This is a genomic window from Agrobacterium sp. GW821-FHT14E08, assembly GCF_058803865.1.
This window is the reverse complement of the sequence record NZ_JBXAPJ010000001.1, coordinates 1,611,024-1,637,393: the sequence shown is the minus strand read 5'-3', so window position 1 is coordinate 1,637,393 and position 26,370 is coordinate 1,611,024. Positions and strand designations below refer to the sequence as shown.

Sequence of the window (26,370 nt, the reverse complement as noted above, 5' to 3'; positions counted from 1 at the left end):
TCGCCACAATAAGAGGGAACGGACAAAATGACGAGCTACACATTCGACGCGCTTAAAATGGATGTCGCCGAGGGGCGCATCGACACGGTTCTGGCCTGCCTTGTCGACATGCAGGGGCGTCTGATGGGCAAACGGTTCCAGGCGGAATTCTTCGTTGAAAGCGCCTTTGAGGAAACCCATAGCTGCAATTACGTGCTTGCCACCGACATGGAGATGGAGACCGTTCCCGGCTATAAATCCTCCAGTTGGGAAAAGGGCTATGGTGACTATGTGCTGAAGCCCGATCTTTCGACGCTGCGGCGCGTGCCGTGGCTGGAAGGCACCGCGCTGGTGTTGTGCGATGTGCTCGATCATCACACCCATGAAGAAGTGCCGCATTCGCCGCGCGCACTGTTGAAAAAACAGGTGGCGCGGCTGGAGGCCATGGGGCTGAAGGCCTATATGGCGACCGAACTGGAATTCTTCCTGTTCGACCAGACTTTCGATGCGGCACGCGCCAACGGTTACAAGGGGTTGAACCTCGCCAGCGGTTATAATGAGGATTACCATATCTTCCAGACGACCAAGGAAGAGGATGTCATGCGGGCGCTGCGCAAGGGCCTGCAGGGCGCCGGCATTCCAGTCGAGAATTCCAAGGGCGAAGCATCCGCAGGTCAGGCGGAAATCAACGTGCGTTATGCCGATGCGCTGACCATGGCCGACCGGCACGCCATCATCAAGAACGCCACCAAGGAGATCGCCTGGTCCAAGGGCAAAGCGGTGACGTTCCTCGCCAAGTGGAACTACAACGCCGCCGGCAGTTCCTCGCATATTCACCAGTCTCTCTGGAGCGCCGATGGCAAGACGCCTGCTTTTCTCGACAAGGACGCCAAACACGGCATGTCGGAGCTGATGCGGCATTATGTTGCCGGGCTTCTCGCCCATGCCAGCGAGATCACCTATTTCCTCGCGCCCTATATCAATTCCTACAAGCGGTTCATGGCTGGTACCTTTGCGCCCACCAAGGCGATCTGGAGCCTAGACAACCGCACGGCCGGATACCGCCTCTGTGGCGAAGGCACCAAGGGCATCCGCATCGAATGCCGCGTCGGCGGCTCCGATCTCAATCCCTATCTCGCCATGGCGGCTTTGCTTGCCGCAGGCATTGACGGCATCGAAAATAAACTCGAACTTGAGCCCGCTTTTGTTGGCGATGCCTATGGCGGCAAGGACGTGCGCGAGATACCCAAGACCCTGCGTGACGCCACTGCCTTTCTGGACGGATCGAAAATGCTGCGCAACGCCTTTGGCGACGATGTGATCGATCATTACGTCCATGCCGGACGGTGGGAACAGGAAGAATACGACCGCCGCGTGACCGACTGGGAAGTGGCGCGCGGTTTCGAACGAGCCTAATCATTACGGGAAAACATCATGACCATGATCCAGAATATCTCGCCCATCGACGGCTCGGTTTATGCCGAGCGGGAGGCGATGTCGCTGGAGGCGGCGCGGGCCGCCGTTTCGAAGGCACGCAAGGCGCAAAAGGACTGGGCGCGGCGTCCGCTGGAGGACCGCGTTCAGCTGGTTCTGAAGGGTGTCGCTCGCCTCAACGAAATGGTGGCGGAGGTGGTGCCGGAACTGGCGCATATGATGGGCCGTCCGGTGCGTTATGGCGGCGAATTCAAAGGCTTCAACGAGCGCTCCAATTATGTCGCCTCCATCGCCGCCGATGCGCTGGCGCCGCTCGTCATTGAGGAAAGCGGCAATTTCGAACGCCGCATCGAGCGCGAGGCGCATGGTGTGGTCTTCGTCATTGCGCCGTGGAACTATCCTTACATGACGGCGATCAACACCGTCGCGCCCGCCTTGATGGCGGGCAATACAGTCGTCATCAAACATGCGGCGCAGACGCTGCTGGTGGGCGAGCGCATGGTGCGGGCTTTTGTCGAGGCTGGCGTGCCTGACGATGTTTTCATCAATGTCTTCCTCGATCATGGCACGACTTCTGCGCTCCTTTCCGAGGGCCTGTTCAACTTCGTCAACTTCACTGGCTCTGTCGAAGGCGGTCGTGCCATAGAGCGCGCCGCGGCCGGCACCTTCACCGGCCTCGGGCTTGAACTCGGCGGCAAGGACCCAGGTTACGTGATGGAGGATGCCGATCTCGACGCCGCCGTCGATACGCTGATGGATGGCGGCACCTATAATTCCGGGCAATGCTGCTGTGGTATCGAGCGCATCTATGTCAATGAAAACCTCTATGACGAATTCGTCGAGAAGTCCGTGGCGTGGGTTTCGAACTACAAGCTCGGCAATCCGCTCGAGCAGGAAACCACGCTCGGGCCGATGGCCAACAAGCGGTTTGCCAAGGTGGTGCGGGCGCAGATTGCCGACGCCGTTGCCAAGGGCGCCAAGGCGCTGGTCGATCAGAAGCTTTTCCCGGCCGATGATGGCGAGAGTGCTTATGTCGCACCGCAGATCCTCGTCAATGTCGATCATTCCATGGAATTCATGACCGAAGAGACTTTCGGTCCCGCCATCGGCATCATGAAGGTCAAGAACGACGATGAAGCCATTGCGCTGATGAATGACAGCAAATACGGCCTCACCGCCTCGCTGTGGACGCAGGATGCCGCCCGGGCCGGGCGCATCGGCCGCGAAATCGAAACCGGAACCGTGTTCATGAACCGTGCGGATTATCTCGATCCGGCGCTTTGCTGGACCGGTGTGAAGGAAACCGGCCGTGGCGGTTCGCTTTCCGTCCTCGGTTTCCAGAACCTGACCCGCCCGAAATCCTACCATCTGAAGAAAGTCACGAAATGAATATCGTCGCCAACTGGAGCTATCCCACCGCCGTCAAGCTTGGCCGTGGCCGGATCAAGGAACTGGCGGAAGCCTGCAAGACGCTCGGCATCAGGAAGCCGCTGCTCGTGACGGATCGCGGCCTTGCCAATATGGCGATCACCGCGCATGCGCTCGATGTGCTGGAAGAGGCAGGCCTCGGCCGGGCGATCTTCGCCGATGTCGATCCCAATCCCAACGAAATCAACATGGAAGCCGGCGTGAAAGCCTATCGCGATGGCGGCCATGACGGCGTTGTCGCTTTCGGCGGCGGTTCGGGCCTCGATCTCGGCAAGACCATCGCCTTCATGGCCGGGCAGACGCGTCCGGTCTGGGATTTCGAGGATATCGGCGACTGGTGGACACGGGCGGATGCCTCGAAGATCGCGCCGATCGTCGCCGTGCCGACGACGGCCGGTACCGGCTCCGAAGTCGGTCGCGCCAGCGTCATCACCAATTCGCAGACCCATGTGAAGAAGATCATCTTCCATCCGAAGCTCTTGCCCGGCGTCGTCATCTGCGATCCGGAACTGACGGTCGGCATGCCTAAGGTCATCACGGCGGGCACGGGCATGGATGCCTTTGCCCATTGCCTCGAGGCCTATTCGTCGCCGTTCTTCCATCCGATGAGTGCCGGCGTGGCGCTGGAGGGCCTGCGGCTCGTCAAGGAATTCCTGCCGCGCGCCTATAAGGATGGCACGGATATCGAAGCGCGTACCAATATGATGGCAGCGGCAGCGATGGGGGCGGTTGCCTTCCAGAAGGGTCTCGGCGCCATTCACTCGCTGTCGCACCCGATCGGGGCGGTCTACAACACCCATCATGGCATGACCAATGCCGTCGTCATGCCGGCGGTGCTGCGTTTCAATCGCCCTGCCATCGAAGACAAGATTGCCCGCGCGGCCGCCTATCTCGGTATCTCCGGCGGTTTCGACGGTTTTTATGATTACGTGCTGGAGCTTCGCAAGGAACTCGGCGTGCCGGAAAACCTGACCGCCATGGGCATCAAGCCTGACCGTATCGACGAGCTTACGGCGGAAGCGATCAAGGATCCTAGCTGCGGCGGCAATCCGGTGCCGATGACGCTGGAAAATACCAGGAAGTTGTTCGAGGATTGCTTTTAAAGGGTGGGCAAAGTGACCGCGAGATTCTCACTTTTTTCGTCACTGATCGCGGTGGCGTTGTTGGGGTCGCCCGTCGTTGCGCAGGCTGCTTCTTTTAAGGAACTTTCAGGGCAGGGCTACAAAGTTGGAGCCCTCTCGAACAACAAGGCGGGAATTCGAGGCTGGAACCTGTCTAAAGGTTCTGACCGCTATTTTTGCGAGATGCGCGCAACCATGGCCTATTCCGGAAAGAATGGCATGGTATCCTTCACCAGTGCCGGGCGCATGATTTCGCTTGATCGCAGTACCGTTGAGAAAAGGCTAGGCGGTTCGCTGAATCTGCCCAAATATGAAGATCTTAAAGCCGGCCGGTTGCGGGCGGACGATGTGGGTTCCTGCCGCAAGCTGATGTAATCCACTGAACTGGAGAAGCCCGCGACGACCCGGTCGCGGGCTTTTCGTTGCGCGGCATAACCGTTCTTAGCCTTTTATTAACCCTGTTCGTTAAGATTATGGAAAGCACCATGAATTGCTTCGGTGCGTGAATGAGCATGAAACGGCTCTGACCAACAGGGGGTATCATGTCAGTCATCACTTTCGCCAACACCAAGGGCGGCGCGGGAAAAACCACGGCCGTGCTGCTTCTGGCAACCGAACTGGCCCGCAGCGGCCACCGTGTGACGGTTCTGGATGCCGATCCACAATTGTGGATTTCCCGCTGGCACGATCTGTCCGGCGAGATCGAAAATCTCTCGGTGATTTCGCACGTGACGATGGCTTCGCTTGAAGGCCATATTCGCGAGAATAAAACCAATACCGACTGTTTCATCATCGATCTGCCCGGGTCGAAAAGCCCGCTGCTGACCATGGCGCTCGGTATTTCCGATCAGGTGCTGATCCCGGTGCAGGGCTCTGCCATGGATGCGCGCGGCGCTGCCGAGGTTCTGGACCACATCGAATTCCTGAACCGCAAGATGGGCAAGGCTATCGCCCATTCGATCGTGCTGACACGGGTCAACGCCATGGTGGCGACGCGCTCGCTGCTGCTGGTTAAAATGCTGCTGGCGGAAAAGAATGTCTCGGTGCTCAATACGCCGATTGTCGAGAGAGCGGCCTATCGCGATATTTTCGACTATGGCGGCACGCTTCTCTGTCTTGATAAGGACAAGGTCAGCAATATCGACAAGGCGGTGGAGAACGCGAAGGCCTTCGCAGGCGAGGTGCTCGGCCTTTTGCCGAAGCGCCCGTTGAGGCTCGGTGCGCAGCCTGCACGCCTTCTTACGCGCAAGGCCGCCTGAACGGCACTCCCAATGCCTGGGCCATCTGCGGTGCGGGCATTATTTTCGCTTGATTTGGAAATGATCGTTTCCTATATTGCCGCCATGACCACTATTGCCCGACCCAAATCTCAGGAACAGCGCCATCGCGGCAGGCCGCGCGAGTTCGATATTGACCGCGCGCTTGATGGTGCGATCCGGGTTTTTTCCAGACGCGGTTACCATGCAACCTCCGTCGGTGATCTCACCGATGCGATGGAGCTGGCGCAGGGCAGTCTTTACAAGGCATTCAAGGACAAGAAAGCGGTTTTCATCGCCACGATGGAGCGTTATCGGGTGAAACAGACCGAACGCTTCGAAACTGCCGTCGCCGGTTACGACACCGGTTATGAGCGCCTGAAGGCGGGACTGATGTTCTATGCGGAGCGGTCACATGGCGGCTCGGGTTCCGAGGGTTGTCTTGTGGTCGGCGCCGCCGCCGATCTGGCTGCTCTGGACGATGACATCGCGGTCGTGGTTGATCGGGCGGTGAGGGCGAGGGAGCGGATCGTCGCCCGGCTTGTGGCTGAGGGGCAAAAGGACGGTTCTGTGCAGTCAAAAACCGATTCCGAAGATCTTGCCAGAGCGATGTTGTGCATGATGTACGGCATGCGCGTTGTGGGAAAGACCGGGCGGAGCCTGGAAGAAATGACGGCTGTGGTGAATATCGCCATGAAGCTCGCCGAATAATTTTGTGATTATTTAGGAAACATTCGTTTCCATATTGGAGAAAATGATGACGTCGCGTGTCGTTGATGGGGAGGATGTTTACGAAACATCCATTTCCCCGGCCCTTACTTTTTTGCTGGCAACCGCCTGCGGATTGATTGCGGCCAATCTTTATTATGGCCAGCCGCTTGCCGGCATCATCAGCGGGGAGCTCGGCCTTTCTGCCGGCGCGACTGGTCTGATCGTGACCCTGACGCAGATCGGTTACGGTGTCGGCCTGCTGTTCGTGGTGCCGCTTGGCGATCTCGTGGAAAATCGTAAGCTGGTTGTCAGTGCTGTCTCCATGGCTGTGCTCTCGCTTGTGGCGGCGGCATTCGCCCCGCATGCCGCGCCGTTTCTGATTGCCGCATTTCTGGTCGGCGTCAGTTCCGTGGCGGTGCAGGTCATTGTTCCCTATGCAGCCCACATGGCGCCGCACGCCATTCGCGGGCGGGTGGTCGGCAATGTCATGAGCGGGCTGATGGCCGGCATCATGCTGGCGAGGCCGGTTTCCAGCCTGCTCTCGGAAGTCGTTTCCTGGCGGGGTGTTTTCCTCACATCGGCCGGTGTCATGGCGATCCTTGCCATTGTGCTCTTCCGGCTTCTTCCACCGCGGATGCCGGAGGCAAGGCTGGGTTATGGTTCCCTGATGGCCTCCATGGGCAGGCTTGCCCTCCACACGCCGATCCTGCGGCGGCGGGCAATCTATCACGCCTTCCTGTTCGCCGCCTTCAGCCTGTTCTGGACCACGACGCCGCTTTATCTGAGCGGGCCGCATTTCAATCTCAGCCAGGGTGAAATCGCACTGTTTGCGTTAGCCGGGGCGGCAGGCACGGTCGCTGCACCGATTGCGGGGCGAATGGCGGATCGGGGCTGGACCTATGCGGCGACTTTCCTGGCATTGGTGGCGGTGGCGCTGTCATTCGCCGTCACGCATCTTGCGCCTGAAGGATCGCATCTTGCCCTTGCAATTCTGGTGATCGCGGCGATCGTTCTGGATTTCGGCGTTACCACCAATCTGGTGCTTGGCCAGCGCGCCATCTTCACATTGGGAGCGGAATTCCGCAGCCGCCTGAACGGCGTTTACATGGCGACGTTTTTCATGGGCGGCGCGATCGGCTCTGCCGTCGGCGGCTGGGCCTATGCGGTGGGTGAGTGGCAAGCTGCCTCGTGGATCGGTTTCGCCTTGCCGGTGGCCGCCCTTCTATATTTCCTCACGGAAAAGCGCGGCTGAAATTCCAACAAAGAAAAAGCCCGGCGGACAAACCGCCGGGCTTTTTCTTTTTCTTTCGGTCGATCCTATTCCGCGAATTCGACCACGACGCCGGGGCGGACCATTTTTGCCAGTTCGGTCGCATCCCAGTTGGTCAGGCGGATACAGCCGTGGCTGTTGGTCTTGCCGATCTTCGAGGGTTCCGGCGTGCCGTGAATGCCGTAAGTCGGCTTCGACAGCGCGATCCAGACCGTGCCGACCGGGCCGTTCGGACCCGGCGGGATTTGCAGGATCTTGTCGTTCTGGCCCTGCTTGAAGTTGATCTTCGGATTATAGGTGTAGCCGGGATTGAGCGCGATGCGCTCCACCGTGTGCGTGCCGCTCGGCGAGGGCGTATCCGTGGAACCAATGGTGGCCGGATAGGCGGCGATGAGGTTGCCGTCCTGACCGTAAGCGAAGACCTGCTTGATGCCCTTATGGGCGACGATGCGGGCCACCTGTCCCTTTTTTGTCTCGCCCGGATTGACGACCTTGATGATGGTGCCGGGCACGGAGAAATCGATCCCGGGGTTCAGTTCCTTCAGATAGTTTTCATCCATGTGGAAGCGTTCGGCGAGCGCTTCCGACGTCGAGGTGAAGGAGAGGGCAGGCAGCTGCGATTTTTCGGCGTAGTCGTCCGGGATGGAGGCGACATAGGGGCCGGCGGCATCGGCGGCGGTGATTGTGTAGTCGACGATCGGCATGCCGCCGGAAGAGCGCAGGCGTTCCAGAATGTCATCGGAATTGTTCGGGTCGAGCTTTTCGCCGGTCATGTCCTGCCAGGCGGCAATGGCCTTGTTGACGTTGTCGCCCATCTTGCCGTCGATAACGCCCGGCGAAATGCCTTCACGGTCAAGGAAGGTCTGAAGCGCGACGATCTCCTGGCGGGAGCGGTTGACCGGCGTGGTAACAGGGGTGTGGCGCTCGATCAGATGTTCGGGCTGAGGAACGGCGGCCGTTGTGCTTTCGCCCGGCATCGGCTGGCCGAGCGGGCCGCTTTCCACTGCACCGGGTGCGGGAACGGAGCCGGTGTAGAAATTGTCGTCGGAACCATCGCCGCGATATTCGCGGTAATCGCGCACGCTGCCATTGTCCTGATAACCGTAGTCGCGTTGCGGCTCACGATATTGGCCGCCGGGAGCAGGCGGATAATAGGTGGTGTCGCGCTGGCGCACCTGCTGCTGCCGTTGCTGATAGCCGGAAGGCATTTCGGTGGCCAGGAGATTGCCGTACTGGTCGTAAAACACCGTGCGTCCCATCGCATCGCGGCTGATGACGATATCCCCGCGTTCGGGCATGAAGTCGAGCACGCGACCATCAGGGGTCACCAGCATTGTCTGCTGATCGCCATAACGCTGCTGCGCGCCAGCCTGTAGCGGGGCGAAAACCGCCACTACCGCGACTGTCAGACCCAGAGCTGCGTTAAGAAACTGTTTCACGATTCTGCTATCCCTTGCTTCGTTCACCGATAAACACACCGCAATCTTGACCCTATTGTGAAAAAGGTGAATTCGCGGTTAATGCAATCTTAATTTCCGTCACGACTAGTAGCGTTTCCGTGATTCATGCGTTTTTACTGCCACAGGGAGGTTTTCTTGCGTTCGTTTCAGGCTGGCAGATCGCCGCGCATTTTCCTCGACGAAACCTCCGTTTTCGATATCGGCTCCTGCGTCGTCGATGGTATCGACATCGCGCCCGGCCGCGCCATTCCCGACGATGGCGATGCACGCATCGACCACTCGCTGGAAGGCTTTCTGTTCACCTGCGGTCCCGATCATATCCGCCATCCCGAACCGATCAATGGCGACGGTGAGGGGCGTCGATATCCGCTGCATGGATCCTTTTCCTCGCATCCCGCGACGATCATCGCGTTCGATGTTCATGAGTCCAATGCATTGGCGCGCGTCGAGGTTCCCGTGAAGCTTGCCGATGGCGGCACGGCCCTTCTGGAACGGACATGGCGCATCGACGGGGAAAGCGGCGAAGTCAGCCTCGATGATAAGATCGTCAACACCTCGGCGCGGCCGATCCCGGTGTTTCTTATGTATCATATGAATATCGGCGCACGCCTCTTCGACGATGCCGTGCGGCTTGAAGGCGCGATGTTGGACGGTGGCGGCCACGGCTGGCGTTTCGGCGAGGAGCCGGGCAATGTTTTCTGCGTTTCAGCCGATGATGACGAGTGGGCGTCGCTCGCGCTCGGACCGATTGCGGCCATTGGCGGGAAGACGCTGACCGTGCGTTTTCGTACGGAAACGCTGCCCTATCTGCAGATGTGGCGCAACCAGCAGGCACCGGCCAATGTGCTCGGCATCGAGCCGGTTTCGCATCGCTGGGTGGGGCGCGGGGAGCTTGAGGCTTCCGGCGAGTTCAATATTCTCCAGCCGGGCGAAAGCCGTTCCTTCGGCCTGCGCTTTTCCATCCTCTGAACTGTAGCGAATGACGGCGCGCCATCATTGACGCACGGGGTTTGACCGCTTACATCGGATGCGGATTTCAAGGGTGACAGCCAGCGGCGCGGACGCCGGTTTCAGCGGAGGCATGACATGGATATCAGGCGCATAGACGACGAATATTCGGTAACGGGACAGATCAGCGTCGCCGATCTCGACGAGATCAAGGCGCTCGGCTTCAAGTCGATCGTCTGCCACCGCCCTGACGGCGAAGAAGACGGCCAGCCGCTTTTCGCCGATATTGCCGAGCGTGCCGAACAGCTTGGCCTTACCATTATGCATGTGCCGGTTGGCCGCTATGGCGTCGATGCTGATGCCGTTACCGGTATGGTGGATGCACTGGACGAATTGCAGCGCCCGATGCTCGGCTATTGCCGTTCCGGCGCGCGCTCGACGGCGATCTACGAAAAGACCCATCACCTGCGCGGCTGATTTTCCGCGCGTCATTCTATTTTAAATGCCAATCAACAGGAGTTTTCCATGACCATCAAGCGTATCGAGCCGGGCAAGCGCATGAGCGGCGCCGTCGTTCACGGCAACACCGTTTATCTGGCCGGCCAGGTTGGCGAAGGCAAGAGCGTTACGGAACAGAGCAAGTCTGCTCTCGCTGAAGTCGACCGCCTGCTGGCTGCTGCCGGTTCGGACAAGTCGAAGATCCTGCAGACGATCATCTACCTCTCCGACATGTCCACCTTCGGCGAAATGAATGCCGTCTGGGAAGGCTGGATCGACCCGGCAAACCCGCCGGCACGCGCCACCAGCGGTGCACCATTGGCAACGCCGGATTACAAGGTCGAGTTCATCGTGACCGCTGCTCTCTGAGCATCCGTCTGAGTTTTTAAGAAAGGGCCGGGTCGCGGAAAGCGGCCCGGCCTTTTTTGATGGGATGGGGCCAAAACCCTCCTCGTCATGCCGGGCTTGACCCGGCATCCAGCCACGGCGCGTCTGCGCCGTGAAGAGAGTCTTTCGCGATCAAGGACTTGATCGCGCTGGACCCCGGATCTAGTCCGGGGTGACGGCGCGGCGTGGCGACATGGCCACAAAATGCCAAGTAGAAGCAATTTTCATTTTTTTTGAATCGCTTGCGTCCGTCACCTCACCGGCTAAGCAAGCGCCTTCTCAAACTGCTTCAACGTCGTCACCCGCTCCGCAAACCACAGCCTGGCCAGATCGCTCGCCGAGGCGAGATCGATGCCCTCAGGGTCGATGGAGGTGATCGTCCAGCGGCCAGTCTTCGCGCCGGCGAGAACAGCAAGCCGGGCCGCTTCGCCCTTGATGGCGTTAAGGCGGATGGCTTGGCCTTCCGCCGCCGCCATCAGTTCGTCTGCGCCTGACAGATCGGTGCGCAGATCGGCCGGGGTGATGTTGCTGGCATTGCGGGCCGGGCCGCCATTGATCTGCACGCCTTCCGTCCGCAGCCGGTAAAGCCGCGTGTCGGGAAGGGAGAGATAAAGTTTCGCTTTGGGGTAGCGGGCAATGTAGCGTGCGATGGCGAGCGGCACGTCATCCGGGCCGATTTGTTCCGCCTTGCCCACCAGTGTCAGCCGCGGCAGCGTCAGCGCATCGCCCTTGCCGAAGGGGGCGAGCGTCAGCGAGATGCGCGCGTCCGCCTCCATGTTGCGGGCATGCAGTGTCAGCCCCGCCGCGAAGAAGAACGGCGTGCCATCCGGCTCGATGCCGATATTGGTTGCGGTCGTATAGGGATAACCACTGACGGGATCGAGCGTCGCAAGCGCCGCCGTTCGGGATGTGTGCAGCACATCGCGGGCCACGCGCACGGCCTCGAAAGGCGCACCCGCTGAAGGTTCGATTTTCGCGCCGCGCGCGGTGATGACGGGAGAAACTGCATCCGGCATGTCGTTTCCTAAGCTGTGAGTTTCAGTCAGGATTTACACCATGCCGGAGCCGTGTCCATGCGTAATATCAGCTTCCGGTCCTGATCTGCGTCAGGGTGCGCGTCGGCGTGATCGCTTCGGCATCCAGCTTCACCTCGATGATGGCCGGCTTGCCGCTTGCACGGGCCCGTTCGAAGGCGGCGGCGAAGTCTTGCGTTCTTTCCACCGTTTCGCCGTGGCCGCCATAAGCTTTGGCAAAGGCGTTGAAATCCGGATTGACGAGATCGGTGCCGCTGACACGGCCGGGATATTCGCGCTCCTGATGCATGCGGATCGTGCCGTAAGTGCCGTTATTGACCAGTACCGTGATGATCGGCAGGCCGTACCGCACGGCGGTGATGAATTCCTGCCCATGCATCATGAAACAGCCGTCGCCGGCAAAGCAGATCACCTCACGCTCCGGGAAAAGGTGCTTGGCCGCGACCGCCGCCGGCAGGCCGTAACCCATCGAGCCTGATGTCGGGGCCGATTGCGTGTTGAAGCGACGGAAACGGTGGAAGCGATGGACCCAGGTGGCATAGTTGCCGGCGCCATTGGTGAAGATCGCATCCTCGGGCACATTGGCCTCGATCCAGTCCATGATCGGACCCATCTGCACAGCGCCGGGGCCGGTCTTCGGCGGCGTAGACCAGCTGACATAGGCCGCATGCATCGCGGCGGTGCGATCCGCCCATGCATTTGCGGAAAGCGTAAGCGAGGAGAGGGCGGCAACAAAGTCATCCGGTGCGGCGCATATCGCCAGATCCGGTCGATAGACGCGGCCAAGCTCTTCGGCTTCCGGATAGATATGGACGAGTTTCTGCGACGGGTAGGGGATGTCGAGCAGCGTATAACCGGAAGACGGCATTTCGGAGAGGCGGCCACCGAGAAGCACCACGAGATCGGCCTCCTTGATCTCCTTGGCCAGCGCCGGGTTGATGCCAATGCCGACATCGCCCGCATAAGAGGGGCTCAGATGATCGAACAGCATCTGGCGGCGGAAGGAACAGCCGACGGGCAGCTTGTTGTTTTCGGCAAATGCCCTGAAGCTCGCCACGCTTTCCTCGGACCAGCGCGTGCCGCCGATGATGAAGACCGGGCGCTTCGCCTCATCAAGCATTTTTGCGAAGGCGGCCATCTGTGACGGACCGGGATGCGCCTCGACAGGAGTATAGGGCTTTGCCTTGGGCGCTTCGACCTCTTCCACCAGCATGTCTTCGGGCAGGGTCAGCACCACCGGGCCGGGGCGGCCGGAGGTGGCGACGGCGAAGGCGCGGGTGACGAATTCGGGGATGCGGCGCGCATCGTCGATCTCGCCCACCCATTTGGCGAATTCGGTGAAGGCGCGGCGATATTCCACTTCCTGAAACGCCTCGCGCTCACGCGCTTCGCGCTGCACCTGGCCGATGAAGAGGATCATCGGAATGGAATCCTGCCTTGCGATGTGCAACCCGGCCGAGGCGTTGGTTGCGCCCGGTCCGCGGGTCACCATGCAGATGCCGGGTTCGCCGGTCAGCCGACCCCAGGTGTCGGCCATCATGGCGGCGCCGCCTTCCTGGCGGCAAACCACGGTTTCGATGCCGCTTTCATAAAGCGCATCCAGCACGGCGAGATAGCTTTCGCCCGGAACGCAGGAAACGCGGGAGACGCCATTGGCCTTCAGCGCTTCGACGATCAATTGCCCGCCTGTTCTTTTCATTCCGGCTGCAGTCATGGCGTCGTGGTCCTTTCGATGTTTTCCAGTTCGGCCAGCACCTGCGCCTGATGTTCGCCGAGCTTGGGGCTCGGGCGTTCATAGCGCAGCGGCGTTTGCGACATGATAATGGGTGTGCGGACACCGGGGATGACGGTGCCGTCTTCCGCCTCCAGATCGACGCGAAGACCACGGGCTTTCACCTGCGGGTCGGCGAACATTTCCTCGATGGAATTGATCGGCCCGGCGGGGACGGCGTTCTTTTCGCAGGCGGTCAGAAGATCGCGCTTCTGCCATTTCAGCGTTTCGGTGGAAACGATCTGCCGGACTTCCGTTTTGTGGGCCACGCGAGCCTTGTTCGTCGCGTAACGTTCGTCATCGGCAATCGCGCCGATGCCGAGAATGGTGCAGAGGCGGCGGAACTGGCCGTCATTGCCGACCGCAAGGATCAGGAAACCATCGGCCGTCGGCACCACCTCATAGGGGGAAATATTCGGGTGGGCGTTGCCGAGCCGAACGGGCGGCTTGCCGGAAATCAGGTAATTCATGTTCTGGTTGGCGAGCACGGCCGATTGCACATCGAGAAGCGCCATGTCGATATGCTGGCCTTCGCCGGTGCGGATGGCGTGGATCAGCGCCGCCTGAATGGCTGACACGGAATAGATGCCGGTGAAAATATCGGCAACCGCCACGCCCGCCTTCATCGGCTGGCCATCCGCTTCGCCCGTGATAGACATGAAGCCGGACATGCCCTGCACGATATAATCATATCCGGCGAGATCGGCATAAGGCCCGGTCTGGCCGAAGCCGGTGATGGAGCAATAGATCAGTTTCGGATTGAGCACTCTCAGGCTCTCGTAGTCGAGGCCATATTTGGCAAGCCCGCCGTGCTTGAAGTTCTCGATGACGACATCGGCGGTGCGCACCAGCCGGCGCACCAGCTCGCAGCCCTCGGGCGTTTTCAGATCGGCGACGATGGAGCGTTTGCCGCGATTGGTGGCGTGGTAATAGGCGGCGGAGAGGTTTTCTCCATCATCGCTTTCGACGAAGGGCGGTCCCCATGCGCGGGTATCGTCGCCGCCCTCGGGGTTTTCGACCTTGATAACGTCAGCACCCATATCGGCCAGCATCTGCCCAGCCCAGGGACCGGCCAGAACACGCGCCAGCTCGATGACGCGAATGCCTGATAGCGGCGGTTTCCTGTTCGGCATGTCGGTCATCGGTCCCCCGGTATTTTGTGTCTGCCGGTTTATAGACCGCTGCTTGCCCCGCCGCATGTGATTTTATCTCATGGACTTATTCCGTTTCGGCAAAGGCCCCTCAATCGCCGACGATGCGGCCGCACCAGGCGGCAAAATCCGCCGCGACGGGTTGCCAGCCGATTTCGTTGAGCGTCTCGTGCCGCATGCCCTTGTAGATCGTGTGCTCGACATGGCTGAAACCCGCCTCGCGGAAACGCTCCGCCAGCCAGACGATCTCTTTGCCGTCATTGGTCGCCGCGTCCTGGTCGCCGCTGACGAGCAGAAGCGGCAAGGCTTTTGGCAGGCGCTCGATGAGTTTTGGTGCGCGATAGGAGAGTTCGAAGACATCCTGCCACAGGGAAACGCTCGCCTCGAACTGGCAGAGCGGGTCTTCCACATAGGCGTCCACCGCCGCCCTGTCGTGGCTCAGCCAGTCCGCATGGGTGCGTTTTTCCGGCATTTTCGCATTCCATACGCGGAAGGTTGCCTTCGGCAGAATGGCGCTCGGCACATCCGAGCCTTTCAGCATTTTTTCCAGCCGCAGCAGAACCTGCGCGACACGGCCCATGAAGCCGGGATTGAGATTGGAATTCCAGATGGAGAGGCCATCGAAGGCATCCGGGTGACTGACGGCGGTGTTAAGCGCCACGAGGCCGCCCATGGAATGGCCGAACAGGATTACCGGCAGGCCGGGATGTCTTTCGCCGACCATCCGCCGCATCGCCATGACATCGGCGACGACCTTGCCTGCTCCGTCTTTCCAGGCGAAACGACCGAGAGGCGCGTCGGCAGCCTTCGTGCGGCCATGGCCACGGTGATCGTGCGCATAGACTTCAAAGCCCTGCTTCGACATGACGTCGGCAAGACGGCGATAACGCCCGGCATGGTCCACAAGCCCATGGCAGATCATCAGCACGCCGCGCGCCGGGGTAAGAGCGGAGGGCTGGTGGCGAAAGGCGATGGAAGCGCCGGAGGGGGCCTCCAGCCTTTCAATCCGGCCGAAGGCGAAGTCGTCCGTCGTGTCGTTCGTTATCGCGCCTGCCATAATGTCCCTTGTCATAATCATGGGGTCATAATCGTGCCAGAGGTTGCCCCAAGGTCCTATTTACCCTACATAGCGGCAAATTTCCCGATACGTACTCTTAAAAATCCGATGTGGAGCATTCGCTACAATGGCACGTCAATTCATCTATCACATGGCCGGGCTGAACAAGGCCTATGGCGCGAAGAAGGTTCTGGAGAACGTTCATCTCTCCTTCTACCCCGACGCCAAGATCGGTATCCTCGGCCCGAACGGTGCCGGTAAGTCGACTGTTCTGAAAATCATGGCCGGTCTCGACAAGGAATATACCGGTGAGGCCTGGCTGGCCGAAGGCGCGACGCTCGGTTATCTCGAGCAGGAGCCGAAGCTCGACGAAAACAAGACCGTGATGGAAAACGTCATGGAAGGCGTGGCGAGCAAAACGGCCATCGTCGACCGCTACAACGAATTGATGATGAACTATTCCGACGAAACGGCGGATGAGGGCGCGAAGCTTCAGGACATCATTGACAGCCAGAATCTCTGGGACCTCGAAAACCAGGTCGAGATGGCCATGGACGCGCTGCGTTGCCCCCCCGGCGACTCGGCCGTAACCGGTCTCTCGGGTGGTGAACGCCGCCGTGTGGCGCTCTGCCGTCTGCTGCTGTCGCAGCCGGACCTACTGCTGCTCGACGAACCGACCAACCACCTTGACGCGGAAACCATCGCCTGGCTTGAAAAGCACCTGCGCGATTATCCCGGCGCCGTGATGATGATCACCCACGACCGCTACTTCCTCGACAACGTCACGGGCTGGATTCTCGAGCTCGACCGTGGCCGCGGCATTCCTTACGAAGGTAATTACTCCGCTTACCTGCAGGCGAAAGCCAAGCGCATGCAGCAGGAAGCCCGTGAAGACGCATCGCGCCAGAAGGCCATCAGCCGCGAAAGCGAATGGATCGCCTCCAGCCCGAAGGCACGCCAGACGAAATCCAAGGCACGTATCAAGGCCTATGACGAGCTGGTGGAAGCAGCGGAAAACCGCCGTCCCGGCGATGCGCAGATCGTCATTCCGGTTGCCGAGCGTCTCGGCCGCGTGGTCATCGAGGCCGAGAACCTCACCAAGTCCTATGGCGACCGCGTGCTTATCGAAAACCTTTCGTTCAAGCTGCCGCCCGGCGGCATTGTCGGCGTCATCGGTCCGAACGGTGCGGGTAAGTCCACGCTGTTCAAGATGATCACCGGTCAGGAAAAGCCCGATAGCGGTTCGGTCACGGTTGGCGAGACGGTTCAGCTCGGTTATGTCGACCAGAGCCGCGATACGCTGGCGGGTGACAAGACCGTCTGGGAGGAAATCTCCGGCGGTAACGACATCATCAAGCTTGGCAAGTTCGAAGTGAACTCACGCGCCTATTGCGGCGCCTTCAACTTCAAGGGTGGCGATCAGCAGCAGAAGGTCGGCAATCTCTCGGGTGGTCAGCGTAACCGCGTGCACCTCGCCAAGATGCTGAAGGCCGGCGGCAACGTTCTGCTGCTCGACGAACCGACCAACGACCTTGATACGGAAACGCTGGCAGCGCTCGAAGAAGCGCTGGAAGCCTTCGCCGGTTGCGCCGTTATCATCAGCCACGACCGCATGTTCCTCGACCGCCTGGCCACCCACATCCTCGCTTTCGAGGGTGACAGCCATGTGGAATGGTTCGAAGGCAACTTCGAAGACTACGAAAAGGACAAGGTCCGCCGCCTCGGCCCGGAAAGCATCAAGCCCGGCCGGGTGAGCTACAAGCGCCTGACGCGCTGATCCCTTTCCAGATCTCTCAGAAAGGCCCGCCGCAAAGCGGGCCTTTTTCCGTGTAATAAGTAGACATGATCGTGTCCAACGACACTTTACGCTTGCATCGAACGCCACATCGACATAAAGATATCTTTATATCTTGATTAGCTTGCGAGGCGCGGCAGAGTGGCGTTCGGTCTGGACAAATTGGTGGATCTTCTGAAGGCGGCGGGTGAGCCCACGCGCTTTCGCTTGCTGGCGCTTTTGGCGGCCGGCGATCTGACTGTCACCGATCTTACCGAAATTCTCGGCCAGTCGCAGCCGCGCATTTCCCGTCACCTCAAGCTTTTGACGGAAGAGGGGCTGATCGAGCGTTATCAGGAAGGTGCCTGGGCCTATTTCCGTTTGCGGCAGGATGGTGAGCCCGCCATTGTTGTCCGGCAGCTGCTTGGCGCCGCATCGCCCTCCGATGCCGTTCTCCAGCGCGACAGCGAGCGGCTTGCCACCGTCAAGCGGGTACGGGCGGAGCGGGCGCAGGATTATTTCAGCCGCAACGCCTCCGCCTGGGACGAGTTGCGCCGCCTGCATGTCAGCGACGAGGCCGTGGAAGGTGCGCTCCTGAAGCTGGTGGGCACGACGCCCATCGATTCGCTTCTCGATCTCGGCACCGGCACCGGGCGCATTCTGCAGCTTCTGAGCGGCATCTATCGCCGGGCGATCGGTGTTGATGCCAGCCGCGACATGCTTTCGGTGGCGCGTGCCAATCTCGACAAGGCGGGCGTGGTCAATGCATCCGTGCGCCATGGCGATATTCTCAATCTGCCGCTGGAAGGCCAGGATTTCGATCTGATCGTCATCCATCAGGTTCTGCATTTCCTCGATCAGCCGGAGATTGCGCTTTCCGAAGCCGCGCGCATGCTGCGTCCGGGCGGGCGGCTGATTGTTATCGATCTGGCACCGCATTCCTTTGAATATCTGCGTGACGAGCATGCGCATGTGCGGCTGGGCTTTTCGCATCCGCTGATGGAAGAGTGGCTGAAGAAGGCCGGGCTTTCTCTGGAGCGCGCTGTCGATCTTCATTCTGAAAAAGCGTCCGATGAAGCACTGGATGTTACGATTTGGGTTGCCCGTGACCAGCGGCTGCTGATGGCAGACGATGTGGTGCAAGAGGCCGTTTTACTTGCTGCCGGGAGGGCATGATATGTTGAGGTCGGAAACCGCGCGCCAAAATGGCGATATCCGGTTATCTTTCGAATTTTTTCCGCCCAAGAATCCCGAGATGGAAACCCACCTCTGGGAAACGGTCGCAGAGCTTAAAAAATGGAATCCGGATTTCGTGTCCGTCACCTATGGCGCCGGTGGTTCCACCAAGGCGCCGACGCTGGATGCGGTGCGGCGGATGATCGGTGACAGCCATCTGTCGACCGCTGCGCATCTGACCTGCGTGGATGCCAGCCGTGACGACGTGCATCAGGTCATTGAAGAGTTTCGCAATGCCGGCGTTCGCCATTTCGTGGCGCTGCGTGGCGACCCCTCCACCGGCATCGGCACGGCCTACAAGCCGCATCCGGAAGGTTACGAGAACGCTGCGGCTCTGGTGAAGGGCCTGCGCGAGATCGGCGATTTCGAGATTTCCGTATCGGCCTATCCGGAGAAGCATCCGGAAAGTGCAAGCGAGGCTGTTGATATCGACATGCTGAAGCGCAAGGCGGACAATGGCGCGACCCGGGCGCTGACACAGTTCTTCTTCGATAACGACGTGTTCGAACGCTATATGGAGCGGGTGACGGCTGCGGGCATCACCATTCCGGTTGTTCCGGGCATCATGCCGATCCAGAACCTCACCCAGCTCAAGCGTTTCGCCGGCCGCTGCGGTACGAGTGTTCCCGGCTTCCTGGATGAGCGTTTCGAAGGCTATGACGATGACATTGAAGGGCGCGCCCGTGTGGCCGCTGAGGTCGCTGCCGAGCAGATCGCCGATCTGCAGCGGCGCGGTGTCAACGAATTCCATCTCTACACCATGAACCGCGCGCCGTTGGTCGATGCGGTGCTTGAAAATCTCGGTCTGGAGCGTCTGCGCCGCAGCGCAGCCTGATTTCACCCAGCAGATTACAGACATGAAAAAAGCGCAGGTCCCGTGGGGCCTGCGCTTTTTAAATTCGTGTCATCTACGGTTCTTAATTGCGTTTGGTCTTCACGTCTCGTTAGATGAAAAGCATCATCGCTACGAACAAAAACGCCAAACCGACTGCCAAGGCATTGAGAGATTTTGTAAGTCCCATGGGTGCCTCCTGTTGTTGACAGGTTCGATAATATGACCGTTTTGTGGCAGTTGAAAAGCGGTTTCTGTGATGCGGTGCAGCACGGTTTGCGGCGGGGTAAAAAAGTAATCTCTGCAAGCTATTGAAAATAAATATTTATTTTCCCATCACGCAGTGCTTCATATCTTTAAAAAAAGTAAATGACCGGGGTGTTATCCCCAGTCATCCGGTCGAGATTAACGATTTCGCCCTGATTCCGGCCGATAGATTAAGGGCCGGTATGGGACGTTAAGACAGGTTAAAGCGCCTGCAGAAGGGCAGTCGACGGCCAGCCATCCGCGGGGATGCCGAGGCGCTGCTGTTCCTTCTGGATGGCGACACGGGTGCCGGAGCCGAGGATGCCATCCACCTTGCCGACATTGTGGCCGCGCGCTTCGAGCTTGGTCTGAAGCTCCTTCATGGTCGCGTCATCGAAGCCGGGCTCTGGATTACCCTTGTTGTAGACGGGGGAGCCCATCAGGCGGGTGGCAAAATAGGCGGCGGAGGTCGTGTAGATGAACGACTGGTTCCATTCCAGATAGATGTTGAAATTCGGATAGGTGATGAAGGTCGGTCCCTTGCGTCCCTGCGGCATGATGAGGGCTGCGGGCAGGGCGGCAAAATTCCTGTTGCCGTCGCGCGGGGTGACGCCCAGTGCGAACCAGTCGCCGGCGGTGAGCGGACCGCCGAGGCCGGATTTTTCCCAGGGCAGGTTTTCCGGTACGGAGACTTCCTGGATCCAGGGCTCACCCTTCTTGAAGCCGAGATGCTGGATGAACTTTGCGGCGGTCAGGATCGCATCCGGCCCGCTGCTCTTGACGTTGATGTGGCCGTCGCCATCGCCATCGACGCCGAAAGCGATGATGTCCTTGGGCAGCATCTGTACCTGACCGATTTCACCGGCCCATGCGCCGGTATTGGCGGCGGGATCGAGATCGCCGTGCTGGACCATTTCGATCAGCGCCAGCAGCTGCGGGCGGAAGAGTTCCGGGCGGCGGCAATCATGCGACAGGGTCACCAGCGCGTTGCGGGTGTTGAAATCACCCTGAACGGCGCCGAAATCGGTTTCCATGGCCCAGAAGGCGGCGATGACGCCGGCCGGTACGCCGAATTCGTTTTCGGCACGGGCAAAGGTCGATGACAGTTCCTGAAGCTTCTTGCGGCCGATATCGAGACGGGCCTGGCTGACGGTGCGCTGGGAGAATTCCAGGAAGGTCTGGCGGAAGACGCCCTGGGCGCGGTCACGCGAAAGCACCTTGGGATCGATCTGCGCGCCGGCAAGTGCCTTCTGAATGGCGTCGGCTGGAATGCCCTTGGCCGCGGCATCTGCTTTCACGCCCTCGAGAAATGCGCCGAGATCACCGCCGCAGGCCACCTGCTTGGGATCCTCAGGCGAGGCAACGGGTGGCGTGGCGAAAGCCGAGCTGGAAGACAGAAGGGAGAGAGCGGCGGCAAAAAGGATGCTGCGCGACCGGAACGTGGGCATGGGAATTTCCTCAATAGGTTGCTGGCCCGCTTTACCCATATGTTTGCGACAAAAAAACGGACCGAGCGATCTGACGTTGCAGAACAACGCCGATTTTTCGAATGTGTTGCTTCTTGGCCGTGTTTATTTAGCGGAAGCGATCCATTTGCGCCAATTTTTCTCCGTGCCGGCAAAAACATTGATGTCTGTGGGGCCGTTGACGCCCGGCACGACACCGGTGGCCGTATATTGCCAGAAGGCCCATTGCCGGTCTTCGTAGATTTTTGCCGGATGGGCCGCGACGGAGCGCACCCAGAAATGGTAATTTTTGAACTGGCCGACGAGATTGTCGCGGTGGAAGTCAACCGAGGTATAGATGATCGGGCGCTTGCCGTAATGGGCCTCAAGGCGGTCGAGGAAACGCTGCATCTCGGCGCGAACGACATTCGGTGCCGGGCGTGTCTTGCAGGTTGGAGAGGAGGGGTTCCACTCCACGTCGAGAACCGGAGGCAGCGTGACGGCTTCCTTCGGCACGTTGCTGATGAACCAGTCGGCCTGCGCGTCCGCCGTCGAGCAGAAATAATAGAAATGATAGGGCGCGTGCAGGATGTCTGCCGCTGCGGCGTTGCGCCAATGGTCACCGAATTTGGGATCGATACGGTCGGACCCTTCCGTCGCCTTGATGAAGACGAAGGAGACCCCGGATTTGCGCACGGTGCGCCAATCGACATCGCCATTCCATTTGGAGACGTCGATGCCGTGCACCTCATGGCGGTGCGGGTTGTTCATGCCGAAATCCTGCGGGTCTGTATCGGCGAATTTCGGCTTGGAAACGGACGCGGTTTCAAGCAGGTCGTAGCTCGTGGACGTGCAGCCGCCGATCAACAGCAAAGCCGACAGTAGTGCCGATAAACGCAGCCGCATTGGAACCCTGATGAAAGTGTTGTTGCCCATCCCGCAACCGCAAAATGGCGCGGCGCATCTCCCGATTTACTCATAACATGGTAAACAAACTGATATGGCAAGGGGCAATGGCCCTTTTCGGCTCCGCAAGCCGCTGGTTTTGAAGCGATTTGGGCTTCTCTGGCTGCAAAGACAGCAAGGCGCTCGACATTCGGAGCCGCCTTGGCAGCGCCACGCCTGCTCTAACGGAGGTGCGGAAATTTCCTAGGAGAATCAGGCGTCGGCGAGGATGCGGCTGATTTTCGGCTGTGTTTCTGCGACCGGGAGCGTGATGACGGCCCGCCAGGCATAACCCCGGGCGATCTCTTCGAATTCGAGATTGCCGTCAAAGCGGCCGGCCATATTGGCGAGGACGTAGCGAAGATTGGCGCGGGGCGTGACGTGAAAACGGGTGAGCCATGCCTGCAACAGCGAGCGGAACCACTTCGGCAATTGTTCCTGCTGGCCGAAATCGACGATGTGCAGGGAACCGCCGGGCTTGAGCGCGGTAAGCGCCTGTTCAATCGCCTTTTCCCAATCCGGTATCATCGACAGCGCATAGGGGATCATGACGCGGTCGAAACCATCGGGCTCGCCGAATTCGGCGGCGCGGAAGGCGGTGGCGTCGGCCACGCGCAGAACGGGGCGTGCCGCCTTGCCGGCAAAATTCTCGGATGCGGTCAGCAGCATTTCCGAGGAAATATCGAGGCCGAACAGTCTCGCCTGCGGAAACTTGCGGCTGGCCAGAAGCAGGTTACGGCCGGTGCCGCAGCCAACTTCGAGCAATGTGCCGCCTTTCGGCACGTCCAGGCTCGAAATGGTTCGGTCACGGCCCAGAAGATAATATTTGCGGGTAATGTCGTAGATATGCCGCTGGTGGCGGTACATGCGGTCCATCAGGCCCGCATGGGCTTCATCTGCAAGGCTCACATTCTCGCCGACGGTTTTCATGCCATGGCCCTCTGATAGATATGGAAACCGCCATAGATGGCCGAGCGGTCCATGACGTTCAGCTCCTGGGAGCGCTTTTCGAGATAGACCCACTGGTTGCGGATATCGGCAGAAAGCCGGCCTTCGATGACACTCTTTTCGGCGGCTGTGCGGAAGATGACGCGCGCACCGGGAGCGGCGGTGCGGCTGATCTGCGACCACAATTCGTTGAGCTGCACATCCGTCATCCAGTCCTGCGCGTCGAGGAGGATATAGCGATCAACGGCGCTTGCCGGCTTCCTGGAAAGAAGCTCGGTATAGGTGGCGTGATGGACAGCGACGCGGGCGGTGTTGTTGCGGATCGTCTCGTAATATTCCGGCTTGAGATAGGCGGGCAGGGCGCCTTCATGCGGCTCCGGATATCGGCGTGCGAAGGCCTGCCAGGCGAAATAATTGTCGCTGAGCGGGAAGTTGCAGGCGAGCTTTTCCAGCCGCTCCTTGAGCACGGAGGCAACTGTGCCATCGTTCGAAAGGCTTGCCAGTTCGTCATATTGCCGGGGCGGAATGCCGAGACCGAAAAGCGAGCTTTTGCGCTTTGTCAGCCAGCGTACCACCGGCTTGTCGAACAGGGGCGCAACCTTGCTGTCGAAAAACTGGCGCTGTTCGGCAATCGAGCGGCTTTGGGCCATTTCCGTGAGCTTGACGCCGTGCAGGCGCGCCATCAGGTGGCCGGCGCCGATAAAACGGCCCAGCAGGCCGGTACGGTAGATGTTCCTGTCGAAGACCGCGATGCGGCGACGGCCGGACAGCGTGCGCTTCGACCAGTAGGCCTTGGTGGTGTCGTCGAGATGCTCGGCGATGAAGCGGTCATAGCCACGGCTGTTGCTGCGCGTATTGGCGCGTCCGAACTGGCGCACGACGTCCTGATGCGCGGGCAGGTGGCGGAAGGCGGCCAGCTTCAGCTTGTTGAGAGCGATGTGATGCGGGTTCAGATCCACCACATCGATGCTTGCCGGGTTGCGGGAGAGATAGGCCAGCATGTTGCAGCCACCCGAACCGATGGTGACGATGCGGTGGCCTTCGCCAAGCTCCATCGCTTCCATGTCGATTTCCGGGTCTTCCCAGATCTGCGGATAAACGAGGCCGGAAAAGAGAACGCCGAAGAATCGTTCGGAGAGACCGCTTTTCGAGAGTGCCTTGTGCTGGAGCAGTGCGGACTTCAGTTTCGTGTTTTTGCTGAAGCCGGTCTTGGGTGCCGCACTCGTCATATGTTCCACCTCTCAGTCGATTGAGAGGCGTCTACAGCCGTGACGCTACAGTTTGATGACAGGGGCTGTGGGCTGGGGCAAGGAATCGAAAAGACGATGGGAGCCAATCCGTGCCGCCCCGAGCCGGACAGCAAAGAAGAGTGGCTTCGTCAGATGGAAGGCGAGTGACACCAATCACGCGGACATCATCCTCGGGCTTGTCCCGATGATCTGCAGCGGATTGATTTTTCGACGTGCTTGGATCCTCGGGACAAGCCCGAGGATGACGAAAGAAAAGTGCCCGGCGTGTTTTCAGAAAAGCCGCTTCGCCTCAGGGTTCCGAGCATAGTCGGAGGCAATCACTTGCGCAGAACGTGCAGCATGCCCTTGCGCTTGGCGTCGTAATAATAACCGCGTGCATAAAGCCGAACCGCATTGTCGCGGTTGCTGTCGGCCACCAGCCATGCGCCACGCAGATATTTGACGGCATATTTGAGGTTCGTTTCGGCATCGAACAGGCCGGAAGCGGGGCCATCAAAACCCATGGAGCGGGCTGTGGCATGCTTGATCTGCATCAGGCCGAAGTGTCCGCCATTATAGGCGCCGGGATTGTACATGCTTTCACGCTGGACCACGCGGTGCACCAGATCTTCCGGCACATTATACATCACCGCATATTTCGAAATCAGCCCGCTCAGCTTTTCGCGTCCGGCAGGTGCCGATTTGAGGGGCGCCGTTACCGTTTCATTCTGCCGGATGGCGGCAAGGGCGGCGTTGGTGGGGCCGGCGGCATAAGCGAGAACCGTGCTGTCAGGTTTCGGCAGCGGAATGACCTTGCGTTCAGCCGTCAGCTCGGTGCCGATTGACGGTGTGCCGGGTGGTGGCGGCGCGGGTGGGAAGCTGCCCTTGACGGCGACGACCTGGGGCAGATCGGCGGCGGCGTTGTGGGCCGGCGTTTGCGCTGCGGCTCCGGCTGTCTCGATGGCGGCGGCTGCCGGTGTCGTGGCATGCGGTGCGAGAGCTGCGGCCGTGGTCGGCGCGGATGTCGTCACGGTCGCCTGCGCCATCTCTGCCGGTTGCTGTTGCGGCTGCATCTGGGCGGCGATTGCCGCCGCTGCGGCGATTTCAGAAGCCGGCGGCAGGGCCACGCGGCCGCCCTTGACGGCGACGGCGGTGGGAAGCGTAGCGGCTTGTGGAGCGGTTGCGGTGTCTGCCGTCTGTGTTGCCGGTACGGCGGGCGTCACGCCTGCTGCCGTGTCGGCCGTTATCGGCTGAGTCGATGCCTGTGCAGGAGTGGCAGTGGGGTTTACTGCCGCGATTTTCGGGCCATCCGGCCCTTCCTTGGCGGTATATTCGACACTTGTGCATCCAGCCAATGCCAGTGCGAGGCCCACGGTGGAAGACAGAAGAACTGCGCTTCTTCCGCGGAATTTGCCCGAATTTCGCATGTTGCCGCCTTCGTTATGCCTGTCTCTCGATACCCCCGCGTCAAGCGAAGCAGGCAGTGTCCCGTCGAGCCTTCATTAACCTATTGTAAGGATAGCGGCAAGCCGGGACGTGGCACCCCGGTTTTCAGGCGGTTTTTCAGGCCGCGATTCGCCTGTATCCGGCGCTGACGGCGCGGCCGGAAATGAAGTGGGTGCGGTATTTCGGCCGGATTTTTTTATTGCCGGACATGCGGCGCACCAGTGCCAGCGTGGAGCCGAAAAACAGCGCCTGCACCGCCAGAACGACAATGGCCATCACCAGGATTACGGCCTGCGCGGTGGCGAATGTTTCGATGGCATTGCCGGACGTCGAAACAAACTGGGGCAAGAGCGCCAGAAACAGGGCGAAATAGCGCGGGCGCAACGCAGCAATGGCGTAAGAGTCACGGAAAATACCGCTCCATGATTTGCCAGGCAGGTTGTCGTTATCGGCATTGGCGGCCTGTGCGGCCGGCGTGGCAAAGGTCCATAACAGGAACAGCATCAGCCAGCCGATACCGGCCCATTGAACGATGTCGAGAAAGGATTGCGGTAAATAAGCCAGCCCGGCCACGGGAATGGCCGAAATCGTCATGGCCGTGACGATACCGAGCGCTCCGCCGCTGACGGAGGCGAGGATCGTTTTCCTGCCGCGGACGCAGGCATAGGAAGCGACAGAGAATACAAGGGGAGAGGGAAGTGCGAACACAACGGCACATGCTGCACAAAAAATCAGCCAGGCCTGTCCAGACATTCTCTTCCTCC

24 protein-coding genes are annotated in these 26,370 nt (G+C 60.0%); 13 read left to right on the top strand and 11 right to left on the bottom strand.

Annotated features, from left to right (window positions below; all coding sequences use genetic code 11):
• Positions 1-27 precede the first annotated feature (27 nt).
• From AC1ROR_RS08160 to AC1ROR_RS08130, 7 genes are all read left to right on the top strand, one after another.
• A complete protein-coding gene (locus AC1ROR_RS08160; protein WP_003494807.1) occupies positions 28-1,395 on the top strand; it encodes a glutamine synthetase family protein in 1,368 nt (455 codons plus the stop codon).
• Between the two features lie 18 nt (positions 1,396-1,413).
• Positions 1,414-2,802, top strand: coding sequence for an aldehyde dehydrogenase family protein (locus tag AC1ROR_RS08155; RefSeq protein ID WP_498589092.1), 1,389 nt, complete (start codon positions 1,414-1,416; stop codon positions 2,800-2,802).
• A complete protein-coding gene (locus AC1ROR_RS08150) occupies positions 2,799-3,944 on the top strand; it encodes an iron-containing alcohol dehydrogenase (RefSeq protein WP_498589091.1) in 1,146 nt (381 codons plus the stop codon). The genes AC1ROR_RS08155 and AC1ROR_RS08150 overlap by 4 nt, the downstream gene beginning before the upstream one ends.
• Positions 3,945-3,956: 12 nt before the next feature.
• Positions 3,957-4,337, top strand: coding sequence for a hypothetical protein (locus tag AC1ROR_RS08145; protein WP_498589090.1), 381 nt, complete (start codon positions 3,957-3,959; stop codon positions 4,335-4,337).
• A gap of 167 nt (positions 4,338-4,504) precedes the next feature.
• Positions 4,505-5,221 (top strand): ParA family protein, encoded by a 717-nt coding sequence (locus AC1ROR_RS08140; protein ID WP_498589089.1) that lies wholly within the window; start codon positions 4,505-4,507, stop codon positions 5,219-5,221.
• Positions 5,222-5,281: 60 nt separating this feature from the next.
• Complete coding sequence (locus AC1ROR_RS08135; RefSeq protein WP_035242761.1) at positions 5,282-5,929, top strand: TetR/AcrR family transcriptional regulator; 648 nt, start codon at positions 5,282-5,284, stop codon at positions 5,927-5,929.
• Between the two features lie 46 nt (positions 5,930-5,975).
• The gene (locus AC1ROR_RS08130; protein WP_498589088.1) at positions 5,976-7,181 is read left to right on the top strand and encodes an MFS transporter; all 1,206 of its coding nucleotides are present in this window, start codon (positions 5,976-5,978) and stop codon (positions 7,179-7,181) included.
• 65 nt (positions 7,182-7,246) lie between these two features.
• Here AC1ROR_RS08130 and AC1ROR_RS08125 read toward each other — a convergent pair whose 3' ends face one another.
• Positions 7,247-8,638 (bottom strand): L,D-transpeptidase family protein, encoded by a 1,392-nt coding sequence (locus AC1ROR_RS08125; protein ID WP_035220382.1) that lies wholly within the window; start codon positions 8,636-8,638, stop codon positions 7,247-7,249.
• A 156-nt stretch (positions 8,639-8,794) separates the two neighbouring features.
• Between AC1ROR_RS08125 and AC1ROR_RS08120 the strand changes: the two genes are divergently transcribed.
• The 3 genes from AC1ROR_RS08120 to AC1ROR_RS08110 all read left to right on the top strand — a co-directional run bounded on the left by AC1ROR_RS08120 (position 8,795) and on the right by AC1ROR_RS08110 (position 10,474).
• Positions 8,795-9,628, top strand: a complete 834-nt coding sequence (locus AC1ROR_RS08120; RefSeq protein WP_498589087.1) for an aldose 1-epimerase family protein — start codon at positions 8,795-8,797, stop codon at positions 9,626-9,628.
• A 117-nt stretch (positions 9,629-9,745) separates the two neighbouring features.
• On the top strand, positions 9,746-10,084 hold the full coding sequence (locus AC1ROR_RS08115) for a protein tyrosine phosphatase family protein (protein ID WP_003494827.1): 339 nt from the start codon (positions 9,746-9,748) through the stop codon (positions 10,082-10,084).
• A 48-nt stretch (positions 10,085-10,132) separates the two neighbouring features.
• A complete protein-coding gene (locus AC1ROR_RS08110) occupies positions 10,133-10,474 on the top strand; it encodes a RidA family protein (RefSeq protein ID WP_142169187.1) in 342 nt (113 codons plus the stop codon).
• 281 nt (positions 10,475-10,755) lie between these two features.
• Here AC1ROR_RS08110 and AC1ROR_RS08105 read toward each other — a convergent pair whose 3' ends face one another.
• The 4 genes from AC1ROR_RS08105 to AC1ROR_RS08090 form a co-directional block, all read right to left on the bottom strand.
• Positions 10,756-11,508, bottom strand: a complete 753-nt coding sequence (locus tag AC1ROR_RS08105; protein WP_498589086.1) for a HugZ family pyridoxamine 5'-phosphate oxidase — start codon at positions 11,506-11,508, stop codon at positions 10,756-10,758.
• A gap of 67 nt (positions 11,509-11,575) precedes the next feature.
• On the bottom strand, positions 11,576-13,240 hold the full coding sequence (locus tag AC1ROR_RS08100; RefSeq protein WP_498589085.1) for a thiamine pyrophosphate-binding protein: 1,665 nt from the start codon (positions 13,238-13,240) through the stop codon (positions 11,576-11,578).
• A complete protein-coding gene (gene caiB, locus AC1ROR_RS08095; protein ID WP_498589084.1) occupies positions 13,237-14,439 on the bottom strand; it encodes a succinate--glutarate CoA-transferase in 1,203 nt (400 codons plus the stop codon). The genes AC1ROR_RS08100 and caiB overlap by 4 nt, the downstream gene beginning before the upstream one ends.
• A gap of 100 nt (positions 14,440-14,539) precedes the next feature.
• Positions 14,540-15,505 carry an alpha/beta fold hydrolase gene (locus AC1ROR_RS08090; RefSeq protein WP_498589083.1) on the bottom strand — a complete coding sequence of 322 codons (966 nt, stop codon included), beginning with the start codon at positions 15,503-15,505 and terminating at the stop codon, positions 14,540-14,542.
• 127 nt (positions 15,506-15,632) lie between these two features.
• Here AC1ROR_RS08090 and ettA point away from each other — a divergent pair, with 127 nt between their 5' ends.
• The 3 genes from ettA (at position 15,633) to metF (ending at position 19,350) form a co-directional block, all read left to right on the top strand.
• Complete coding sequence (gene ettA / locus AC1ROR_RS08085) at positions 15,633-17,282, top strand: energy-dependent translational throttle protein EttA (protein ID WP_035220398.1); 1,650 nt, start codon at positions 15,633-15,635, stop codon at positions 17,280-17,282.
• A gap of 159 nt (positions 17,283-17,441) precedes the next feature.
• Entirely contained in the window at positions 17,442-18,455 is a 1,014-nt protein-coding gene (locus AC1ROR_RS08080; protein ID WP_035220401.1) for an ArsR/SmtB family transcription factor, read from the top strand.
• 1 nt (position 18,456) lies between these two features.
• Positions 18,457-19,350 carry a methylenetetrahydrofolate reductase [NAD(P)H] gene (metF, locus tag AC1ROR_RS08075; protein WP_498589082.1) on the top strand — a complete coding sequence of 298 codons (894 nt, stop codon included), beginning with the start codon at positions 18,457-18,459 and terminating at the stop codon, positions 19,348-19,350.
• A gap of 464 nt (positions 19,351-19,814) precedes the next feature.
• Here metF and AC1ROR_RS08070 read toward each other — a convergent pair whose 3' ends face one another.
• The 6 genes from AC1ROR_RS08070 to AC1ROR_RS08045 form a co-directional block, all read right to left on the bottom strand.
• Positions 19,815-21,041: a lytic murein transglycosylase gene (locus tag AC1ROR_RS08070; RefSeq protein WP_080835225.1), complete on the bottom strand. Its 1,227-nt coding sequence runs from the start codon at positions 21,039-21,041 to the stop codon at positions 19,815-19,817.
• 123 nt (positions 21,042-21,164) lie between these two features.
• Positions 21,165-21,944: a glycoside hydrolase family 25 protein gene (locus AC1ROR_RS08065; RefSeq protein WP_498589081.1), complete on the bottom strand. Its 780-nt coding sequence runs from the start codon at positions 21,942-21,944 to the stop codon at positions 21,165-21,167.
• A 252-nt stretch (positions 21,945-22,196) separates the two neighbouring features.
• Positions 22,197-22,913 (bottom strand): class I SAM-dependent methyltransferase, encoded by a 717-nt coding sequence (locus tag AC1ROR_RS08060; RefSeq protein ID WP_498589080.1) that lies wholly within the window; start codon positions 22,911-22,913, stop codon positions 22,197-22,199.
• Entirely contained in the window at positions 22,910-24,160 is a 1,251-nt protein-coding gene (locus AC1ROR_RS08055; protein WP_498589079.1) for a BtaA family protein, read from the bottom strand. Before AC1ROR_RS08055 ends, AC1ROR_RS08060 begins: the two co-directional genes overlap by 4 nt.
• 338 nt (positions 24,161-24,498) lie before the next feature.
• On the bottom strand, positions 24,499-25,587 hold the full coding sequence (locus AC1ROR_RS08050; protein ID WP_498589078.1) for a transglycosylase SLT domain-containing protein: 1,089 nt from the start codon (positions 25,585-25,587) through the stop codon (positions 24,499-24,501).
• 136 nt (positions 25,588-25,723) lie between these two features.
• Positions 25,724-26,359: a LysE family translocator gene (locus tag AC1ROR_RS08045; protein WP_498589077.1), complete on the bottom strand. Its 636-nt coding sequence runs from the start codon at positions 26,357-26,359 to the stop codon at positions 25,724-25,726.
• Positions 26,360-26,370: the final 11 nt, after the last annotated feature.

Coding starts and splice junctions, on each gene's coding strand:
- AC1ROR_RS08160 (WP_003494807.1), top strand. CDS start 28: ATGACGAGCTACACATTCGACGCGCTTAAAATGGATGTCGCCGAGGGG.
- AC1ROR_RS08155 (WP_498589092.1), top strand. CDS start 1,414: ATGACCATGATCCAGAATATCTCGCCCATCGACGGCTCGGTTTATGCC.
- AC1ROR_RS08150 (WP_498589091.1), top strand. CDS start 2,799: ATGAATATCGTCGCCAACTGGAGCTATCCCACCGCCGTCAAGCTTGGC.
- AC1ROR_RS08140 (WP_498589089.1), top strand. CDS start 4,505: ATGTCAGTCATCACTTTCGCCAACACCAAGGGCGGCGCGGGAAAAACC.
- AC1ROR_RS08135 (WP_035242761.1), top strand. CDS start 5,282: ATGATCGTTTCCTATATTGCCGCCATGACCACTATTGCCCGACCCAAA.
- AC1ROR_RS08130 (WP_498589088.1), top strand. CDS start 5,976: ATGACGTCGCGTGTCGTTGATGGGGAGGATGTTTACGAAACATCCATT.
- AC1ROR_RS08115 (WP_003494827.1), top strand. CDS start 9,746: ATGGATATCAGGCGCATAGACGACGAATATTCGGTAACGGGACAGATC.
- AC1ROR_RS08110 (WP_142169187.1), top strand. CDS start 10,133: ATGACCATCAAGCGTATCGAGCCGGGCAAGCGCATGAGCGGCGCCGTC.
- AC1ROR_RS08105 (WP_498589086.1), bottom strand. CDS start 11,508: ATGCCGGATGCAGTTTCTCCCGTCATCACCGCGCGCGGCGCGAAAATC.
- AC1ROR_RS08100 (WP_498589085.1), bottom strand. CDS start 13,240: ATGACTGCAGCCGGAATGAAAAGAACAGGCGGGCAATTGATCGTCGAA.
- caiB (WP_498589084.1), bottom strand. CDS start 14,439: ATGACCGACATGCCGAACAGGAAACCGCCGCTATCAGGCATTCGCGTC.
- AC1ROR_RS08090 (WP_498589083.1), bottom strand. CDS start 15,505: ATGGCAGGCGCGATAACGAACGACACGACGGACGACTTCGCCTTCGGC.
- ettA (WP_035220398.1), top strand. CDS start 15,633: ATGGCACGTCAATTCATCTATCACATGGCCGGGCTGAACAAGGCCTAT.
- metF (WP_498589082.1), top strand. CDS start 18,457: ATGTTGAGGTCGGAAACCGCGCGCCAAAATGGCGATATCCGGTTATCT.
- AC1ROR_RS08070 (WP_080835225.1), bottom strand. CDS start 21,041: ATGCCCACGTTCCGGTCGCGCAGCATCCTTTTTGCCGCCGCTCTCTCC.
- AC1ROR_RS08065 (WP_498589081.1), bottom strand. CDS start 21,944: ATGCGGCTGCGTTTATCGGCACTACTGTCGGCTTTGCTGTTGATCGGC.
- AC1ROR_RS08060 (WP_498589080.1), bottom strand. CDS start 22,913: ATGAAAACCGTCGGCGAGAATGTGAGCCTTGCAGATGAAGCCCATGCG.
- AC1ROR_RS08055 (WP_498589079.1), bottom strand. CDS start 24,160: ATGACGAGTGCGGCACCCAAGACCGGCTTCAGCAAAAACACGAAACTG.
- AC1ROR_RS08050 (WP_498589078.1), bottom strand. CDS start 25,587: ATGCGAAATTCGGGCAAATTCCGCGGAAGAAGCGCAGTTCTTCTGTCT.
- AC1ROR_RS08045 (WP_498589077.1), bottom strand. CDS start 26,359: ATGTCTGGACAGGCCTGGCTGATTTTTTGTGCAGCATGTGCCGTTGTG.